The sequence below is a fragment of the Pseudomonas sp. T8 genome, assembly GCF_024610635.1.
Classification (GTDB): domain Bacteria; phylum Pseudomonadota; class Gammaproteobacteria; order Pseudomonadales; family Pseudomonadaceae; genus Aquipseudomonas; species Aquipseudomonas chlororaphis_I.
Genome location: NZ_CP102374.1, coordinates 4,764,130 through 4,783,135 on the forward strand (window position 1 = coordinate 4,764,130; position 19,006 = coordinate 4,783,135).

Consider the following 19,006-nt stretch of genomic DNA (forward strand, 5'->3'; position numbering starts at 1 on the left):
GATCGGTGTCAGTCAGTCGGAGCTTTTCGCGAGCAAGCTCGCTCCTACGGAGGGCGGGCTTGCTCGCGCGGTTATCAGCCCGGATCGCGGAAGCCTGGGTGGAAGTCCTTGGGTACCGCCACGCTGACCTTGTCGCTGGTGGCGATATCGATGCCTTCGCTGGCCACCTCGGCGAGGAAGTCGATCTGCTCCGGGGTGATCACGTAGGGCGGCAGGAAATACACCACGCTGCCCAGCGGACGCAGCAGGGCGCCACGCTCCAGGGCGTGCTGGAAGACTTTCAGGCCACGGCGTTCCTGCCACGGGTAGGCGGTCTTGCTGGCCTTGTCCTGGACCATCTCGATGGCCAGCACCATGCCGGTCTGGCGTACTTCCGCGACGTGCGGGTGATCCGCCAGGTGCGCGGTCGAGCTGGCCATGCGCTGGGCCAGCGCCCGGTTGTTCGCGATGACGTTGTCCTGCTCGAAGATATCCAGGGTCGCCAGCGCCGCTGCACAGGCCAGCGGGTTGCCGGTATAGCTGTGGGAGTGGAGGAAGGCGCGCAGGGTCGGGTAGTCGTCGTAGAAGGCGCTGTAGACCTCGTCGGTGGTCAGGCATGCGGCCAGCGGCAGGTAGCCGCCGGTCAGGGCCTTGGACAGGCAGAGGAAGTCCGGGCGGATGCCGGCCTGTTCGCAGGCGAACATCGTGCCGGTGCGGCCGAATCCGACGGCGATCTCATCAAAGATCAGGTGCACGCCGTAGCGGTCGCAGGCCTCGCGCAGCAGCTTGAGGTACACCGGGTGATACATGCGCATGCCGCCGGCGCCCTGGATCAGCGGCTCGACTATCACCGCGGCGAGGGTGGCGTGGTGTTCCGCCAGGGTCTGCTCCATGGCCACGAACATGTTGCGCGAGTGTTCTTCCCAGCTCATGCCTTCGGGGCGCAGGTAGCAATCCGGGCTCGGCACCTTGAGGGTGTCCAGCAGCAGGGCCTTGTAGGTCTCGGTGAACAGCGGCACATCGCCCACCGACATCGCGGCGATGGTTTCGCCGTGGTAGCTGTTGGTCAGGGTGACGAAGCGCTTCTTGTCCTTCTGGCCGCGGTTGAACCAGTAGTGGAAGCTCATCTTCATCGCCACTTCGATGCACGACGAGCCGTTGTCGGCATAGAAGCAGCGGGTCAGGCCTTCGGGGGTCATTTTCACCAGGCGCTCGGACAGCTCGATCACCGGCTGATGGCTGAAGCCGGCGAGGATCACGTGCTCCAGCTGATCGACCTGATCCTTGATGCGCTGGTTGATGCGCGGGTTGGCGTGGCCGAATACGTTGACCCACCAGGAGCTGACCGCGTCGAGGTAGCGCTTGCCTTCGAAGTCCTCCAGCCACACGCCTTCGCCGCGCTTGATCGGGATCAGCGGCAGCTGCTCGTGGTCTTTCATCTGGGTGCAGGGATGCCATAACACCGCGAGATCGCGTTGCATCCACTGGTTGTTGAGGCCCATGTTCAGTCTCCTGGAGGCGGCTCTAAGTACGCGAGCAAACAATCGCGCAAGCCTATGCAATGCCAGGCCGTGTCACAACCCATTGCATGCCTGGAAGGGCGAATTGATCGCGGCCGCAGGACGGTCTGTCACGTTTTCCCCACGTAGACCTTAATGCCTGGTTAATTTAGTGTTCGTAGGATCAACATCGTATTTCTCGATATTTCAAAGCGAAAATTTCCGCTTTAATTCGATAGTTAAATCGATAGTCTTGGGCAGCAGTTCTTACAGGATTTAAGTGATGCAGCTACGTAACTCTTCTTCCCGCTATGGCTGGGTAAGCATTTTCCTGCACTGGAGTGTGGCGCTGGCAGTCTTTGGATTGTTCGCCCTGGGCCTGTGGATGGTCGGCCTGGATTACTACAGTGCCTGGCGCAAAGATGCGCCGGACCTGCACAAAAGCATTGGCTTGACGCTGTTCGCGATCATGTTGCTGCGGGTGCTGTGGCGCTTTGTCAGCCCGCCGCCACCGGCACCGGCCAACCACGGTCGCCTGACGCGCCTGGGCGCTACCTTCGGCCATGCCTTCCTGTATCTCAGTCTGTTCGCTGTGATGATTGCCGGTTACCTGATTTCCACCGCAGACGGTGTCGGGATCCCGGTGTTTGGCCTGTTTGAAATTCCCGCCCTGGTTTCCGGACTGCCGGACCAGGCGGATGTGGCCGGCGAGGTGCATCTGTACCTGGCCTGGGCCCTGGTGATCTTTGCCGGAGTGCATGCTCTGGCCGCTTTGAAACACCACTTTATCGATCGTGACGCGACCCTGGCTCGTATGCTGGGACGCAAAGCCTGATGCTCAACCTCGACTCAAAAGGAATAGAAAGCATGTTGAAAAAGACTCTCGCCGCTCTGGCAATCGGTTCTGCTCTGTTGTCTGCCGGTCAGGCGATGGCCGCTGATTACGTGATCGACAAGGAAGGCCAGCACGCCTTCGTCGACTTCAAGATCAGCCACCTGGGCTACAGCTTCATCACCGGTACCTTCAAGGACCTGGACGGCAAGTTCAGCTTCGACGCGGCCAAGCCTGAAGACGCCAAGATCGAAGTCAATGTGCGCACCGCCAGCGTGTTCACCAACCACGCCGAGCGCGACAAGCACATCGCCAGCAAAGACTTCCTGGACGTGGGCAAGTTCGCTGACGCCAAGTTCGTCTCCACCAGCGTCAAGCCAACCGGCAAGAACGCCGATGGCAAGCAGACTGCCGACGTGACCGGCGACCTGACCCTGCACGGTGTGACCAAGCCGGTCGTGGTCAAGGCGACCTTCCTGGGTGAAGGCAAGGACCCATGGGGCGGCTACCGTGCCGGCTTCGAAGGCACCACCAGCATCAATCGCCAGGATTTCGGCAAGATGATGGACTTGGGCCCGGCCTCCAACAATGTCGACCTGTACATCACCTTCGAAGGTGTGAAAGCGAAGTAATGCTTCGTCTGTAGCCGCTGCCGAGCCCGCGAGGCTGCGACAAGGTCCTCAGGACCTTCATGGCCCTTGAGGCCGGCGACCGGTTCCCGGTCGATCGCAGCCTCGGCAGCGGCTACAGAGGCCATAAAAAAAACGCCCCTGATCGCAAGATCAGGGGCGTTTTTTATTGCCGCGGGTAACTCAGCGATTGCGGGTCAGCAAGGCTGGTTTCTCGCCACGTGGACGGCTTGGCAGTTGATCGAGCTGCTCGGGTGTCGGGAAGCGGTCAGCTTTCGATTCCTTGTGCATGATCTTCGGCTGGTTGCCACGCGGGTTCTGTACCGCCGGTTCCTGACGCGCCTGGTCGTCACGGGCCGGACGACGATTGCGCGACTCTTCGCGACGGGCCTGGCCGTCACGTGGAGCACCGCTGCGTGGGCCGTTGCGCTTGGCAGGTGGCGTGCCGGTGCTGGCGCCATTGCTATTGCGCGGACCGCCGGAGCGCCCCTGGCCGCCGCTGCGTGGCGCATTGCTGTTGGCTGCTGCGCCCTGGCCTGGCGCGCCTGGACGACGACCGCGGCTCTGGTTGTTCTTGTTCTGGTACGGGCTGACGTAGTCGGCGCGGTTGCCGAAGTTGTCCACGTCGTCGTCCAGGAACTCATCCGGGGCGCGGTCGGCGCGTGGCGTCGGCTGGCGCTGTTCGCGGGCCGGGGTGCCTTCGCGAGGCTTCTGCTCACGGGCTGGACGGTCGCCGCGAGCGGCCGGTTTTTCCTTGCCCTTGTCCTTGCCTTTGTCTTTGCGGCCGCCGCCGCCACCACCACCGCCGTTCGGACCGTCGCCACGCGGGCCACGGGAATTGCGCGGGTTACGCACGTCCGGACGCTCGCGCACTTCCGGTTTCTCGGCTTCCACGGCGCTGGCATCGAAGCCCATCAGATCGCCGTCGGGGATCTTCTGCTTGGTCATGCGCTCGATGCTCTTGAGCAGCTTCTCTTCGTCCGGCGCGACCAGCGAGATCGCTTCGCCCGAACGACCGGCACGACCGGTACGGCCAATGCGGTGCACGTAGTCTTCGTCGACGTTCGGCAGTTCGAAGTTGACCACGTGTGGCAGCTGGTCGATGTCCAGGCCACGGGCGGCGATGTCGGTGGCGACCAGGATCCGCACTTCACCGGCCTTGAAGTCGGCCAGGGCCTTGGTGCGGGCGTTCTGGCTCTTGTTGCCGTGGATGGCGACGGCGGTCAGGCCGTGCTTGTCCAGGTACTCGGCCAGGCGGTTGGCGCCGTGCTTGGTACGGGTGAAGACCAGTACCTGTTCCCAGGCGCCAGCGGTGATCAGGTGGGCCAGCAAGGCACGCTTGTGGCTGGCGGCCAGGCGGAACACCCGTTGCTCGATACGCTCGACCGTGGTGTTCGGCGGCGTGACTTCGATGCGCTCGGGGTTGTGCAGCAGCTTGCCGGCCAGGTCCGTGATGTCCTTGGAGAAGGTCGCGGAGAACAGCAGGTTCTGGCGCTTGGCGGGCAGGCGTGCGAGGACTTTCTTCACGTCATGGACGAAGCCCATGTCGAGCATGCGGTCGGCTTCGTCGAGCACGAGGATTTCCACGTGGGACAGGTCGACGCTGCCCTGGCCGGCCAGGTCGAGCAGGCGGCCGGGGCAGGCCACCAGCACGTCGACGCCGCGGGCCATGGCCTGAACCTGTGGGTTCATGCCGACGCCGCCGAAGATGCAGGCACTGACGAACTTCAGGTCGCGGGCATAGACCTTGAAGCTCTCGTGCACTTGCGCGGCCAGTTCGCGGGTTGGGGTCAGGACCAGGACGCGCGGTTGGCGCGGGCCGTGACGCTGGGATTTGTCCGGGTGACCGTTGGGAAACAACCGTTCCAGGATCGGAAGGGCGAAACCGCCGGTTTTACCAGTACCTGTCTGTGCCGCGACCATCAGGTCGCGACCTTGCAACACGGCGGGAATGGCCCGCTGTTGCACCGGAGTAGGCTGGGTGTAGCCGGCGGCTTCGATGGCGCCGACTAAAGCCTCGGAGAGACCGAGGGAAGCAAAGGACATGAGTAATCCTGTTTTAGTGAGGGCTTGGCCCAGAGGGATAGTCTTGCCTGGCGCGAATGGCGTTTAAGAGGACGCAATCCCGTCCGGTCCTGCTGGCTCCTGAAGGCTCATCGGCGAGGGCTCGCGCGGGCCTTGTGGCTGCGCTGTAGCGGTATCGAGAGGCCTTGAACAGGGTCGAGCGTCCGGGCGTGAGCCTGGCGGGAAGGCCGGAGTATAACAGAGCAATCAGCGTGCGCTGCGTTCCTGCTGCTCAACGGTTTTCAGCGGGGCGCCGGGCGGCATTGCGCTTGAGTCGGCCATGGCCGGCGCCGTGCCATAGCGTGCGCTCAGTTCGGCGTAGGCCGGCTCGCGTTTGAAGCGCTTGAGTTCGGCGCCGAAACGCTGCACCAGCAAGTCCATGCCGGCATTGCGCCGTACCGCCAGAAACTGGCTCTGGCGGCTGATGACCACCGGGTTCTCGGTGATCTGCTGGCGAATGTCCAGTTGGTCGAGCAGATGCTGGCCGACCCGCCGATCGGTGATCAGCAGGTCGATGCGGCCGCGCAGCAGCTTGCCGAAGTTGGCTTCGTGGGTCGGCGCCGGCTCGTGCTTGAACAGCGTGGACTCCCTGAAGTCCTGGCTGTACAGATAGCCGGGAGAGGTGCCCACGGTCAGCCCGCGCAAGTCTTCCAGGGTGCGGAACGGAAAGGGCCGGGCGTTGGCATAGAACATCACGAACTCGACGTCCGACAGCGGCTCGCTGGGGTAGAGCAGGCTGCTTTCGCGTTCGTTGCTGTGAAAAATGTCCAGGGCACCGTCGGCCTGGCCCTGTTCGAGCATGGCCAGGCAACGTTTCCAGGGCAGGAACTGCCATTCGACTTCGATCCCCAGGCGCTGGAAGACGATGGCCGTGGTTTCGTAATCCAGCCCCTGGGCCTTGCCCTGTTCCTCATAGACATAAGGGGCCCAGGGCTCGGTGACAATGCGCAGCTTCTCGCCATGGGCGGTGAGGCTCAGGCAAGCACAGATAAAGGCTGTCAGCAGCTGGGCGATGAGGGGCATCGCTGGAGATTACGACGAGAGGTCGCCCAATACCAGAGGCTGTCTAGCTCAAGCCTCAGTCAGCCTTTGTCTCGATCAGATGCAGGTAGATGGCCTTGCGCCGCTGGCCCAGTACCAGGCGAATCACCGGGTGGTTGAACCAGCGCTCGAGTTGATGGCTGTTGAGCGGCTTTTTCAGGCGGCCTTCGGCGTTTTCCCGGGCCTTCTCCCACCAGACCGGGGCGCAGGCCTGGTCGAATTCGTTGGTGTGGCGGTAGCAGCCGTAGAGGATTTCGCGCATGAACTGCCGCTGGTGCCCAGGCAGGGCCAGGGTCACGATCTTGTAGGCCAGGCGTTGCAACGCCGGTGGGCGTGGCAGGGTCGCGGTGACCAGGCGGGTTTCGTCCAGAGCGACGCTACTGGTGGGCGCTGCGCCGTGCTTGTCCAGCCAGGCCTTGATCTTGGCGCGAAACAGCTGCTTGCGGCTCCAGTAGTGATGGATCAGGTCGGGGCATTCGCGAACCTGCTTGGTGCGATAGGCCGCCACCGACAGGCAGAACTCTTCAAGGGTGTAGGCGCCGTTGGCCAGTGGGTACAGCTCGTCCATCAGGGCGATGGAGCGGTCCAGCACATCGGCGTCGGCGCGGTGCAGGCCGATCACGCCGGAGTTCAGCAGCGGCATCTGGTCGTCGGCGAGTTTGCGTTCCTGCAGCAAGCCGGCCAGGGACTGGTAGAGGCCGGACTCCTTGTTGGCGCCGTAGCACATGCCGAAGGCGTTACACAGCAGGGTGCCGGGCTGGACGCGGCGAAACAGCTCCAGCGGCGAGCAGTGAAAAAAGGTATCGGTGTCGATCAGCAGCGCCAGTTCGGACTCTTGCAGCACCTGCTGCATCACCACGTGCTTGGCGCGAAAGTGGTAGCCGTGTGGGGCGATCCAGGCCTGGCGGGTGTTTTCGTCCAGGGGGCGCACGCGCACAGGCAGGTCGCGGTAAGGCGCGGCATTGTCGGTGAAGACCTGGATGTCGAGGGCTTCGCCCGGCGTTTCGCGCAGCCCGGCAAGGGCGCTGGCAATGCTGAACGCGGCTTCCTGGTGATAGGTCGCGGCGCCGTAAACCAGATAGATCAATTGTGGGCGTGCTGCGGTGCTGCCTGTGGACATCTACGGCGATCCTTCGGATGTATTGGGGGTTAAAAAAAAGGCCCTGGATTTCGCCAAGGCCTTTTCTGATGTTGCCGGGCGGTTAACGCGGCAGCTTCAGGTTGTTCCAGACGGCCAGGCTTGGCTCGGCTTGGTTCAGGGTATAGAAATGCAGCCCTGGCGCCCCGCCTTGCAACAAACGTTCACACATTTCGGTGATGACCTGTTCGCCGAACGTCTGAATGCTTTGGCTGTCGTCGCCGTAGGCTTCCAGTTGCTTGCGGATCCAGCGCGGGATTTCCGCGCCGCAGGCGTCGGAGAAACGCGCCAGCTTGCTGTAGTTGGTGATCGGCATGATGCCGGGCACGATCGGGATGTTCACACCCATTTGTTGCACGCGTTCGACGAAGTAGAAATAACTGTCGGCGTTGAAGAAATACTGGGTGATCGCACTGTTGGCGCCGGCGTTGGCCTTGCGCACGAAGTTGTTGAGGTCGTCTTCGAAATTGCGCGCCTGCGGGTGCATTTCCGGATACGCCGCCACTTCGATGTGGAAGTGATCGCCGGTCTCTTCACGAATGAAACTCACCAGGTCGTTGGCGTGACGCAGCTCGCCGCTGGCCATGCCCATGCCCGAAGGCAGGTCGCCGCGCAGGGCGACGATACGGTTGATGCCGGCAGCCTTGTACTGGGTCAGCAGGCCACGCAGGTCGGCCTTGCTGTCACCCACGCAGGACAGGTGCGGTGCGGCCGGGATCTTCACTTCGCTTTCGAGCTGCAGCACGGTGTTCATCGTGCGGTCGCGGGTCGAGCCACCGGCACCGTAGGTGCAGGAGAAGAAGTCGGGGTTGTAGCTGGCCAGCTGGCGGGCAGTGGCAAGCAGTTTTTCATGCCCAGCATCGGTCTTGGTCGGGAAGAACTCGAAGCTGTAGCGACGGTCTTGGGACATGGAGGAAACCTCCAGCTACAAGCTGCAAGCCACAAACTGCAAGAGTAGCGGAGGTGCGCTCAGCTCTTGGGCCTGGAACGGGCTGCTTGAAACTGTTTAAGCAAATAGGGACGAAGCCGAAAGCTTCGAGCGGCAAGCAGGGCTTGTGGCCCTCGCTTGCCGCTTGAAGCTCAAGGCTTGCAACTGCTCTTAGTACCGGTAAGCGTGCGGCTTGAACGGGCCTTCGACGGTCACGCCGATGTAGTCAGCCTGTTGCTTGGTCAGCTGGGTGACCACGCCACCGAAGCCGCGAACCATTTCCAGGGCCACTTCTTCGTCGAGTTTCTTCGGCAGTACTTCAACGGTCAGGCGCTCGGCTTTCTGGGCTGGCGACAGGTCGGCGTACTTCTGGCCGAACAGGAAGATCTGCGCCAGGACCTGGTTGGCGAACGAACCGTCCATGATGCGGCTTGGGTGACCGGTGGCGTTGCCCAGGTTCACCAGGCGGCCTTCGGCCAGCAGGATCAGGTAGTCGTCGTTCTGGGCGTCGAAAGCGCCTGGGCCGGTACGGTGAACCTTGTGCACCTGTGGCTTCACTTCTTCCCATGCCCAGTTCTTGCGCATGAAAGCGGTGTCGATTTCGTTGTCGAAGTGACCGATGTTGCAGACTACGGCGCGCTTTTTCAGGGCCTTGAGCATGTTTGCGTCGCAAACATTGACGTTACCGGTGGTGGTCACGATCAGGTCGATCTTGCCCAGCAGGGCCTTGTCGATGCTCGCCTCGGTACCGGTGTTGATCCCGTCGATGAACGGCGAAACCAGTTCGAAACCGTCCATGCAGGCCTGCATGGCGCAGATCGGGTCGACTTCGGAGACTTTGACGATCATGCCTTCCTGACGCAGGGACTGGGCCGAGCCCTTGCCCACGTCACCGTAGCCGATGACCAGCGCTTGCTTGCCGGACAGCAGGTGGTCGGTACCGCGCTTGATCGCATCGTTCAGGCTGTGACGGCAGCCGTACTTGTTGTCGTTCTTGCTCTTGGTCACCGAGTCGTTGACGTTGATGGCCGGGATCTTCAGCTCGCCCTTGGCCAGCATGTCCAGCAGGCGGTGCACGCCGGTGGTGGTTTCTTCGGTCACGCCGTGGACGCGATCCAGCACCTGCGGGTACTTCTTGTGCAGCAGCTCGGTCAGGTCGCCGCCGTCGTCGAGGATCATGTTGGCGTCCCATGGCTTGCCATCCTTGAGGATGGTCTGCTCCAGGCACCACTCGTACTCTTGCTCGGTCTCGCCTTTCCAGGCGAATACCGGGATGCCGGCGGCGGCGATGGAGGCAGCGGCCTGGTCCTGGGTCGAGAAGATGTTGCAGGACGACCAGCGTACTTCGGCACCCAGGGCAACCAGGGTTTCGATCAGCACGGCAGTCTGGATGGTCATGTGGATGCAGCCGAGAATCTTCGCGCCCTTGAGCGGTTGTTCAGCGGCGTATTTGCGGCGCAGACCCATCAGGGCCGGCATTTCCGATTCGGCGATGATGGTTTCACGACGGCCCCAGGCGGCCAGGGACATGTCGGCGACTTTGTAGTCGGTAAAATCTGCAGGCGTGATGACAGCGCTCATGAAGAGCCTCCATTCGTAAGTATGCGAATGGGCGCCGTTGTGCGTTTAGTGACTGACCGAACCATCACGGCCAGACAACGCCCCATCCGAGCCTGACAGGTCTAGCCTGCTGCAGCGCCCCTCGGACAGGTGGCGGGAAAACGGTATCAGGTGATCGTTACCGTTTTGAAACGGAGGCGATTATAGCTTTCTTTAAGCGGCAAGGTGCAAGCTTCAAGCTGCGAGTAAGAGCAGGCCGCTTTTTACTTGCAGCTTGAAGCTTGAAACTTGAAGCTGGGGGGCACATCCACCGCAATCGCTCAAATACCCCGGAGCCCCTCCCATGAATTTCCACACCCGCAAATGGGTAAAACCCGAAGACCTCAACCCCAACGGCACGCTGTTCGGCGGCAGCCTGTTGCGCTGGATCGACGAAGAAGCGGCGATCTACGCCATCGTCCAGCTGGGCAACCAGCGCGTGGTCACCAAGTACATTTCCGAAATCAACTTTGTCAGCGCCTCGCGCCAGGGCGACATCATCGAGCTGGGCATCACCGCCACCGAATTCGGCCGCACCTCGATCACCCTGACCTGTGAAGTGCGCAACAAGATCACCCGCAAAAGCATCCTCACCGTCGAGAAGATGGTCTTCGTCAACCTGGGCGAGGACGGCCTGCCGGCCCCTCACGGTCGTACCGAGATCAGGTACGTGAAGGACCAGTTCAAGGATGACGAGCCGATCGCCTGAGCCGTCTTCTTGTAGGAGCAGCCGGTCGACGCTTGATTGCTCGCGATCAGGGCTGCCAGGCGACGCGATCTGCTTGAAGCAGTGCGGTGTCTGGACGGGCCGATCGCGAGCAAGCTCGCTCCTACAGGGGGCAGGTTGTCAGTGAGCGTCCTGGGCGGCGGCCGGAGCATCCTTGGTGACATGACGCACCAGTTTGCCGATGGTCAGGCCCTGCAGGAGGATCGACGACAGCACCACGATGTAGGTGATGCTCAGTACCAGGTCGCGCTCCGGGCCCAATGGCAGGGCCAGGGCCAGCGCCACCGAAACCCCGCCGCGCAGGCCGCCCCAGGTCAGTACCCGGATGGTGCCGCGCGGCACGCTGCGCCAGCGGCGTAGCAGGACGATGGCCGGGGCTACGGTGAGCAGGCGCGACAGCACGATCGCCACCGCCAGCAGGCTCGCGGCCAGCAAGTGCAGCCAGTTGAACGGCAGCAGCAACAGCTCCATGCCGATCAGGGCGAACAGCAGGGCGTTGAGCATGTCGTCGAGCAGTTCCCAGAAACCGTCCAGGTAGCGCCGGGTCATGTCGTTCATCGCCAGGTTGCGCCCCAGGTTGCCGATGATCAGGCCTGCCACCACCATCGCGATCGGCGCCGAGACGTGCAGTTCGCTGGCCATCGCCGAGCCGCCGATCACCAGGGCCAGGGTCAGCATCACCTCGATCTGGTGCTGCTCGATGCTCTTGATCATCAGGTACACCAGGTAGCCGATCAGCCCGCCGAACACCACGCCGCCGATGGCCTCATGGGCAAACAGCAGGGCGGTGGCACCGATGGTCGGGGTTTCGCCGAGCTGGGCGATACCCAGCAGCACGGTGAACACCACCACCGCGGTGCCGTCGTTGAACAGCGACTCGCCGACGATGGTGGTTTTCAGTGGCTTGGACGCGTTGGCGGTACGCAGCACGCCGAGCACCGCGATCGGGTCGGTCGGCGAGATCAGGGCGCCGAACAGCAGGCAATAGAGGAAGCTCACGTGCCAGCCGAACAGGCCGAAGATCCAGTAGGCCAGGCTGCCGATGACGAACGTGGCGATCAGCACGCCGACCGTGGCCAACAGGCCGATGGGCCAGCGGTAGCTGCGCAGGTCGTTGAGGTTGACGTGCAAGGCGCCGGCGAACAGCAGGAACGACAGCATCCAGTTCATCAGCAGGTCGCCGAAGTCGATCTGGCCGATCAGCTGTTGTACATGCTCTTCCAGGCCGGGATAGCCGAGGAAGCTCAAGCCTTGCAGCAGCAGGGAAAACAGCAGTGCGGTGACCATCACCCCGATGGTCGGCGGCAGGCCGATGAAGCGGAAGTTGACGTAGGTGAGCAGGGTGGTCAGGCAGATGAAGGCGGCAACGAGTTCAAGCATCCGGAGTCCCTTGGATAGAAAGGTGAAAAGAAAGCCCGAAAACCATCGGGCAAGGGTTGGATGGGCCGCTGGCGGCCCGGGGCACACCGACAAGGAAAGTTCAGATTCTTCTGGCGGTGAGCCGGTCGGTGTGTGGTTCTAGAGGCGATTGTCGGTCAGTCGCGCGCTCGGCGGCCTCAGCCGGATACATTGACCGCGGTCGCCTGGCGACGTTGCAGGTGAATGAACAGCAGCGCGGTCAGCACCGTCAGCCCGCCGACCAGCGCGCCGGTCCACGGCAGGTCGGCCAGGTCGGCGCCGCTGGCGACCACCAGGCCGCCGATCCAGGCGCCGGCGGCGTTACCCAGGTTGAAGGCGCTCTGGTTCAGGGTCGAGCCCAGGTTGGGGGCCTCATGGGCCTGGTCGATGATCAGCAGTTGCAGGATCGGGCACAGGGCGAAGGCGAAAATCCCCCACAGCAGCAAAGTGATCGCCGCCGGGATCAGCAGATGGCTGGTCTGGCTGAACGCGGCCAGTACCAGCACCACGGCCAGCGCCATGGCCACCAGCGACGGCAACAGGCGGCTGTCGGCCAGGCGTCCGCCGAGCATGCTGCCGGCCGTCAGGCCGACACCGAACAGCAGCAACATGATGGTCACGCCATGGGGGCTGACGCCGGTGACGTCCTGCAGGATCGGCGCGATATAGGTGAAGACGCTGAACAGGCTGGTGGACGCCAGCACGCTCATGCCCAGGGCCAGCAGCACGTTGGTCTTGCCCAGGACCTTGAATTCGCTGGCCAGGTTGGCCTTGTCCATGGCGATGTGCCGGGGCAGCCAGAGCCACTGGGCAATGGCGGCGATCACCCCGATCACCGACACCGCCCAGAAGGTCGAGCGCCAGCCGGCGTACTGCCCCAACGCCGTACCCAGCGGCACGCCAAGCACATTGGCCAGGGTCAGGCCGGTGAACATCATGGCGATCGCCTGGGCGCGTTTGTTCGGCGCCACCAGGCTGGCGGCGACCACCGAGCCGATGCCGAAAAACGCGCCGTGGCACAGCGCGGTGATCACCCGTGCGGCCATCAGCGTGGCGTAGTTCGGCGCCAGCGCGCAGAGCACGTTGCCGAGGATGAACATCAGGGTCATGCCCAGCAACGTAGCCTTGCGCGGCATGTTGGCGGTGCCGACGGCGAGGATCGGCGCGCCGAACACCACGCCCAGGGCGTAGCCGGTAATCAGCAGGCCCGCATGGGGAATGCTGACGGACAGGTCGCGGGCGACATCGGGCAGCAGGCCCATGATGACGAATTCAGTGGTGCCGATGCCGAAGGCGGCAACAGCCAGTGCGAGCAAGGCGAGTGGCATGCGAGGATTCTCTGTCTGTAGTCTTGACGCCTTGATCAGGCATACGCATGCCGGCTTTGCTCCTCCATCGGAGCGGGTCCGGCGGATCGGGCAGCAGCAGGAATTATTGGAATAGATATGCGCAACTGAGTGCGGCGTGGTCGGCGTCAGTATAGACAGCCATAGCGCCTAGGTGAATCGATTCTCTTATCGCAAACAGGGAGTGTGAGGTGTTGGCGACAACTCTGGTTCTGGTGGCGGCGCTGCTGCATGCGGCATGGAATACCCTGATCAAGTTCAGCGGCGAGCGTTTATTGGTGGTGGCCTGCATGGACAGTGTCGCCTTGCTGTTCGTGGCGTTGATGCTGGGATTCGTCGCATGGCCGCCGCTGGAGATCTGGCCATGGATCCTGGCCTCGGCGGTTTTCGAATTGCTCTACCGCTACCTGCTGATCCAGGCCTATCGGGTCGGCGACCTGGGCCTGGTCTATCCGCTGATGCGCGGCCTTTCGCCCCTGGTGGTGCTGGCCCTGACCCTGGTCTTCGCCGGCGAGGTGCTCAGCCCCCAGCAGATCCTCGGCATCCTGTTGATCCCTTTCGGCATGCTGTGCCTGCTGTGGCAGGGCGGTGGCGGCGATCGCCTGCCGTGGTCGATGTTGCCGGTGGTGGCGCTGATCGGCCTGTGCATCGGCTGCTACACCTTTATCGACGGCCAGGCATTGCGCCGCTGGTCCCATCCGCTGGATTACCTGGTGTGGGTGACGCTGCTCAGCGCCTGGCCCTTCCCGTTGCTGGCGTTGCTGCGCAAGCGTGCGGCCTTCACTCTGTTCTGGCGCGAGCAATGGCAACTGGGGTTGAGCGTCGGGTTCTGCGTATTGTTCAGCTACGCTCTGGTGCTGTGGGCCATGCAGCTGGGATCGATCGCCGAGGCGGCGGCGCTGCGGGAAGTCAGCGTGATCCTGGTGGTGTTGTTCGGCATGCGTTACCTGAAAGAACCTTTCGGCCGACCTCGGCTCTTAGCTTGTGGGCTGGTGCTGATCGGCATGCTGGTGATGAAGTTCTGACCCCGCTCCCCTCATGACTTTAAAAAGGACTCTGCCATGACCGTCGCTTTCTGGTGTGTATTGATCGCCATCTTCCTGCCTTACCTGTGCAACAGCATCGCCAAGTTCAGCGGGGGCAACTTTGGCCTGCGGCAGAACCATGACCCACGGGCCTATCTCGAGACCCTCGAGGGGTTCGCCCGGCGGGCGCATGCGGCGCAGCTCAACAGTTTTGAAGTGACCCCGGCCTTCGCGGCGGGGGTGATCATTGCCCACATCGCCAACGTCGCCGAACTGGTGACCATCGATGTGCTGGCGGTGCTGTTCATCACCAGCCGCCTGCTGTACATCATCTGCTACCTGGCGGACTGGGCGACCCTGCGGTCGCTGGTGTGGCTCGTCGGTATCGCGCTGATTGCCAGCTTCTTTTTCGTCTCCATTTGACCTGTAGCCGCTGCCGAGCTTGCGAGGCTGCGACCGGGCGCGCAGCGGCCGCAATGGGGGCGTCGCGGTTATCCTGGCCCAACGCACTCTCAGGTTTTGCGCCTGCTACGCAGTCGATCGCAGCCTCGCAAGCTCGGCAGCGGCTACGGGGCTACAGGATTATTTGCTGTCGGTGACTTGAGGCACTTTCGGCAGCGTGGCGCCCTTGGGCCAGAGCATCCAGATCTGGCCCTGCTGCTTCATGTCCCCCGCCAGTTGCCCGGCCGCGTCGCCGGTGCCCCAGAACAGGTCGGCGCGAACCTCGCCGGCGATCGCGCCGCCGGTGTCCTGCGCCGCCACCGGGCGGATCAGGCTACTGCCATCGGGCCGGGTGGTGGAAAGCCACAACAGGCTGCCCAGCGGTATCACCTTGCGGTCCACCGCCACGCTGTAGCCGGACGTCAGCGGTACGTTCAGCGAGCCGCGCGGGCCTTCGTTGCTGTCCGGGTTGCGGTTGAAGAACACGTAGCTGGGGTTGCTGCCCAGCAGTTCCGGGATGCGATTGGGGTTGGCCTTGGCCCAGGCCGCGATGGTGCCCATGGTCACGTCCTCTTTCTTCAGCTCGCCCTGATCCACCAGCCAGCGGCCGATGGGGCGGTAGGGGTGGCCGTTCTGGTCGGCATAACCGATGCGCAACTGGCGCCCGTCTTCCAGCTGGATGCGGCCCGAGCCCTGGATCTGCAGGAATTGCAGGTTCATCGGGTCGGTCAGCCAGGCGATCACCGGCGCCTTGACGCCCTTGGTCTCGATGGTCGCGGCATCGTCGTAGGGTTTCAGCACCCGGCCTTCGAGGCGGCCACGCAGGCGCTTGCCCTTGAGTTCGGGATAAATGCTGTCGAGGGCGACGATGATCATGTCTTCCGGCACGCCGTAGACCGGCACTGACGCGGCCTGGGTCTGGGTCAGGCTGCCCGGGTAGACCGGCTCGTAGTAGCCGGTGATCAGGCCATTGCTGCTGCCGCTGGCTGAGCGCAGGCCGTAGACGTCCAGGTGTTCCTTGAGGAAGCTGCGGACATCGAGGGCGGTGAGCGGCACGTTGGCCGCGGTCGCGCAGGTCGGGCCCCACACCGGGTCGGCTTTCAGCCGGGTGCAGGCGCTGCGCCAGGAACCGAAGCCGGCCAGCAGGTCGTCGTCGGACACAGTGGGCAAGGCTTCCCAGCTGGCGCTGGTATAGGTGGCGATAGCGTGGGGCTGGGGTGGCTTGCCGACTTCGCCGCCATTGCATCCGGCCAGCAGGATCGCGGTCGGCAAGGCCCAGGCCAGGTGTCGACGCCACAGTTTGAAACGGGTGTTCATTGGGTAATTCCTTTGTGGCTTGCCTGGGCGCATGGCAACTTCAGGCAATCCATATTGTTAATAGGGCTATTGGTCTTTGCCGGACAGGCGAGGATACTGGCGGCCGTTTCCCGTGACCCGAAGCCACCATGACGCTTAAAAGACTCTCTGTTGTATTGCTGGCCTGCCTGACGTTGTCCGCCTGCGGCGGTGTCGATCCGAACTCCCCGCTGGGTCAGCGCAAGGCGATCTTCAAACAGATGCTCAAGACCGGTGAGGACCTGGGCGGCATGCTCCGTGGACGTATCCCGTTCGACGGCCCGCGTTTTACCGAAGGCGCGATCAAGCTGGACAACCTGTCCCGCGAACCCTGGAAGCACTTCCCGCAGGTCAAGGAGCAGGAGCACACCAGCGCGACTGACGATGTCTGGCAGAAGCAGGCACGTTTCCAGGAACTGGCCCGTGCCCTCGAGGCGGCCACCGGTGAATTGGTGATCGCCAGCAAGGTCCAGCCGTACAAGGCCAGCAATTTGGGGCCGGCGGTGCAGAAAGTCGAAGATGCCTGCAGTGCCTGCCATAAAGAGTTTCGCGATCACTGATCCCGTTGCCTGAGGTGGCTGCGGCAGGCACATCTGCCGCAGCGGCTCGAGTTTACTTGTCCAGTTCGTCGAGGGCTTCCTGCAATTCCTTGCGGGACTCGGCCAGCTTGTCCTTGCGCTTGTTGATCTTCTCGGCGTCGCCTTTTTTCATGGCCTTGTCCAGGTCGGTCTGGCGTCGGCTGACCTCGTGCTTGGCTTCCAGCACCTTGTTTTCGCGTTCCTTTTTCAGCGAGGCGTCGGTGCAGTTCGCGGTGGCTTCGCTCAGGGCTTTTTCCAGGCCGGCCTGTTGCTCGCTGTTGCCATGGGCCTTGGCCTGTTCGATCTGGGTGCTGATGGCCTGGCGCTTGGCGGCGCAGCCGGTGAGTTCCGGGGCCTGTTCGGCGGCCATCAGGGCTGGGGTTGTCAGGCTGAACGCGGCGAAGAGGGTGAGCGGTGCAAGAAATTTCATAAAGGCTCCATGTGAAAAGATGAATAGCAGGAGTGGGGCGATGGGCTGTTTGAGCCATCTGCGTCCCCGGGGTTCAACGCCGCCGGTTGTAAAGGCTTCAGAAGCCTTCGATTCCGGCGGCACGTAATTCTTCAATCAAGGCCAGGACCTGCGGATCGCGGAAAAAGGCGCTCAACTGAGCGGCGCGTCCCGGGCCTATAGCGCTTTGGGCCTGCCATTGTTCGGTGGTTATGGCCGCCAACACCGCCCAGTCATCCTCGAGCCTGGCGTTGCCGGTCGGTGGCAGCCCAAGGGCTTTGAGCCAGCGCTGAAACGGCTGCTGGCGGGCGCTGTGCAGGCTGCCCAGCAAACGCGCGATGCTGCGTTCGCCAAGGCCGGTAATGTTAGCAAGCTCTGCAGGATCGAGGGTCAACCAATCGACCAGCCCGTTGATCAGCCCTGCGTCCAGCAGCTTCTCCCAGGTGCCGGTGCCCACATGGGGCAGGTCCAGCCCGGACTTGCCGCTCAGCCAGGTCAGGCGCGCGAGGAACTGGCTCCTGCAGCCGGGCAGGGGCTGCAAGCAGCTGAGCGCATGGAAGGCCGAGGCGTCCGGGACTTGCAGCGGAACACGCTGGGGCGCGCGCAGCACCACGCTGTCCAGGCGCGGGATGGTCAGGCCGGCGAGGCTGATCGATACCTGATCGCCAGGGCGGATATCCAGTTCTTGCCAGCGCGGTAGCGATCCGACGCTGACCCGCCTGATCTGCCGGTCGTCGAGCTGGACCGGCTCCAGTTCGAGCATCGGGGTGATCCGGCCGGTGCGACCGATCTTGAAGTCGACCTTGCGCACCCTGGCCAGGGCCTGGGCGAACGGGTACTTCCACGCGGCGATCCAGTAGGGCGCCTTGGCCTGCCAGCGTTGCGCTTCCGGGCGCCGGCTCTGGCGCAGGACGATGCCATCGCTGGCGAAGGGCAGGGTCGAGCGATACCAGTGCGCTCGCCAGTGCTGGACCTCGGCGAACGTACTGACGCGCTGGCTGTATTCGCTGCTGTGGGGAAAACCCAGGGCCTTGAGACCGTCCAGGCGCTGCGCCAGGGTGCTCGGGCCTTGGGGCCAGTCCCAGACGAACAGGCCGATCTGGCTGGCTTGCTGGGGGGCCAGCTGGTTGCGCGCCAATAGGCCGGCGACCTGGCCGCGAGCATTCAGGCTGCCGGCCTTGGCCTGTATGTGATCGTGCTGGCGCCAATAGAGCTCGCCCTGTAGCAGCAGGTCCCGAGGCTCGGGCAGGTGTTTGGGGATGGCGCTTATCAGTTGCGCGGGCCTGGTCCAGTCCTGGCCCTGAAGGCCATCCCCACGGCTGATGGCTTGCTGGAAGCGTCCCTGGCGATAGATCAGGGTCACGGCCACGCCGTCGATCTTGGGCTGTACCCAGACCTCCTCGCGCCCGGCGAACCACCGGCGTACGGCGCTTTCATCGGCCAGTTTCTCCACACCGGTATGGGGAATGGGGTGCGGGACAGTGCCGCGTGCGGTGCGTAGCGGGTTGGCGAGCTCCGCGACGACGGTGGGGAAGCAGTTTTGCCAATGTTCGAGCCGGGCGCGGGACTGGTCGTAGAGTTCGTCAGTCACCGGCGACAGGCCTTCGCGGTGGTAGCTGTCGTCCCAGCGGTTGATGTGCTGTTGCAGGGTGGCCGTTTCGGCTTGCGCCTGGGCGGGTGTCCAGTCGGGGCACGGGCTGGCGACGCTCGGCAGGGCGATGGCGCTCAGAAGGAGGCCGGCCATGGGCAGCGCTCTGTAGTTGGGCATGGGGAGCATCCTTGCTCGGGGGAGTCAGGTTGCAGGCTAGAGGGGTGGGCGGGAGGGAGAAAGGGCGTATGGGTTGCCGGGTATTTCGCGGGCTGGTTTGACGATGGGCCGGTTTTTTCGCGAGCCAGCTTGTACCCGCAGGAATCAGGCTTGCTCCCGTAAGCGGCCCTGCAAATCATGAAACCTTCAGCCACAAAAAAGCCCCGCAAGGCGAACCGTGCGGGGCTTGGG

Annotated in this window: 17 protein-coding genes and 1 riboswitch; of the genes, 6 read left to right on the top strand and 11 right to left on the bottom strand. The window is 63.3% G+C overall.

From position 1 onward, the window contains the following. Positions 1-74: 74 nt before the first annotated feature. Positions 75-1,481, bottom strand: a complete 1,407-nt coding sequence (locus tag NRG23_RS21480; protein ID WP_009051288.1) for an adenosylmethionine--8-amino-7-oxononanoate transaminase — start codon at positions 1,479-1,481, stop codon at positions 75-77. A 280-nt stretch (positions 1,482-1,761) separates the two neighbouring features. Between NRG23_RS21480 and NRG23_RS21485 the strand changes: the two genes are divergently transcribed. Together NRG23_RS21485 and NRG23_RS21490 are read left to right on the top strand one after the other, a co-directional pair. Further along, entirely contained in the window at positions 1,762-2,313 is a 552-nt protein-coding gene (locus NRG23_RS21485; protein ID WP_009051287.1) for a cytochrome b, read from the top strand. Positions 2,314-2,345: 32 nt separating this feature from the next. Beyond that, the gene (locus NRG23_RS21490; RefSeq protein ID WP_009051286.1) at positions 2,346-2,942 is read left to right on the top strand and encodes a YceI family protein; all 597 of its coding nucleotides are present in this window, start codon (positions 2,346-2,348) and stop codon (positions 2,940-2,942) included. 180 nt (positions 2,943-3,122) lie between these two features. On the opposite strand, the gene NRG23_RS21495 is transcribed toward NRG23_RS21490, so the two are convergent. The 5 genes from NRG23_RS21495 to ahcY all read right to left on the bottom strand — a co-directional run bounded on the left by NRG23_RS21495 (position 3,123) and on the right by ahcY (position 9,691). Next, entirely contained in the window at positions 3,123-4,985 is a 1,863-nt protein-coding gene (locus NRG23_RS21495) for a DEAD/DEAH box helicase (RefSeq protein WP_016704246.1), read from the bottom strand. 225 nt (positions 4,986-5,210) lie between these two features. Next, positions 5,211-6,026, bottom strand: a complete 816-nt coding sequence (locus tag NRG23_RS21500) for an ABC transporter substrate-binding protein (protein ID WP_038636132.1) — start codon at positions 6,024-6,026, stop codon at positions 5,211-5,213. Positions 6,027-6,081: 55 nt separating this feature from the next. Then, a complete protein-coding gene (locus NRG23_RS21505) occupies positions 6,082-7,164 on the bottom strand; it encodes a hypothetical protein (protein WP_096375682.1) in 1,083 nt (360 codons plus the stop codon). Between the two features lie 82 nt (positions 7,165-7,246). Beyond that, positions 7,247-8,092: a methylenetetrahydrofolate reductase [NAD(P)H] gene (metF, locus tag NRG23_RS21510; RefSeq protein ID WP_009051282.1), complete on the bottom strand. Its 846-nt coding sequence runs from the start codon at positions 8,090-8,092 to the stop codon at positions 7,247-7,249. 189 nt (positions 8,093-8,281) lie between these two features. Next, entirely contained in the window at positions 8,282-9,691 is a 1,410-nt protein-coding gene (gene ahcY, locus NRG23_RS21515) for an adenosylhomocysteinase (RefSeq protein ID WP_009045993.1), read from the bottom strand. Between the two features lie 22 nt (positions 9,692-9,713). Continuing rightward, positions 9,714-9,820: riboswitch (S-adenosyl-L-homocysteine riboswitch) on the bottom strand. A gap of 193 nt (positions 9,821-10,013) precedes the next feature. Here ahcY and NRG23_RS21520 point away from each other — a divergent pair. After that, complete coding sequence (locus NRG23_RS21520) at positions 10,014-10,418, top strand: acyl-CoA thioesterase (RefSeq protein ID WP_007932525.1); 405 nt, start codon at positions 10,014-10,016, stop codon at positions 10,416-10,418. A 138-nt stretch (positions 10,419-10,556) separates the two neighbouring features. On the opposite strand, the gene NRG23_RS21525 is transcribed toward NRG23_RS21520, so the two are convergent. Then, a complete protein-coding gene (locus NRG23_RS21525; RefSeq protein ID WP_009051281.1) occupies positions 10,557-11,816 on the bottom strand; it encodes a sodium:proton antiporter in 1,260 nt (419 codons plus the stop codon). A gap of 176 nt (positions 11,817-11,992) precedes the next feature. Next, positions 11,993-13,162, bottom strand: a complete 1,170-nt coding sequence (locus tag NRG23_RS21530) for an MFS transporter (protein ID WP_009051280.1) — start codon at positions 13,160-13,162, stop codon at positions 11,993-11,995. 209 nt (positions 13,163-13,371) lie between these two features. Between NRG23_RS21530 and NRG23_RS21535 the strand changes: the two genes are divergently transcribed. After that, positions 13,372-14,205 (top strand): EamA family transporter, encoded by an 834-nt coding sequence (locus NRG23_RS21535; RefSeq protein ID WP_038575137.1) that lies wholly within the window; start codon positions 13,372-13,374, stop codon positions 14,203-14,205. 36 nt (positions 14,206-14,241) lie between these two features. Beyond that, entirely contained in the window at positions 14,242-14,628 is a 387-nt protein-coding gene (locus NRG23_RS21540; protein ID WP_009051278.1) for an MAPEG family protein, read from the top strand. Between the two features lie 159 nt (positions 14,629-14,787). On the opposite strand, the gene NRG23_RS21545 is transcribed toward NRG23_RS21540, so the two are convergent. Then, entirely contained in the window at positions 14,788-15,963 is a 1,176-nt protein-coding gene (locus NRG23_RS21545; RefSeq protein ID WP_016704239.1) for a murein transglycosylase A, read from the bottom strand. 128 nt (positions 15,964-16,091) lie between these two features. Here NRG23_RS21545 and NRG23_RS21550 point away from each other — a divergent pair, with 128 nt between their 5' ends. Then, on the top strand, positions 16,092-16,541 hold the full coding sequence (locus NRG23_RS21550; protein WP_009051276.1) for a cytochrome c: 450 nt from the start codon (positions 16,092-16,094) through the stop codon (positions 16,539-16,541). Positions 16,542-16,593: 52 nt separating this feature from the next. Here the strand turns inward: NRG23_RS21550 and NRG23_RS21555 are convergent, their stop codons facing one another. Then, on the bottom strand, positions 16,594-16,989 hold the full coding sequence (locus tag NRG23_RS21555) for a DUF1090 domain-containing protein (RefSeq protein ID WP_009051275.1): 396 nt from the start codon (positions 16,987-16,989) through the stop codon (positions 16,594-16,596). Between the two features lie 97 nt (positions 16,990-17,086). Continuing rightward, entirely contained in the window at positions 17,087-18,775 is a 1,689-nt protein-coding gene (gene ligB, locus NRG23_RS21560) for an NAD-dependent DNA ligase LigB (protein WP_257372035.1), read from the bottom strand. Positions 18,776-19,006: the final 231 nt, after the last annotated feature.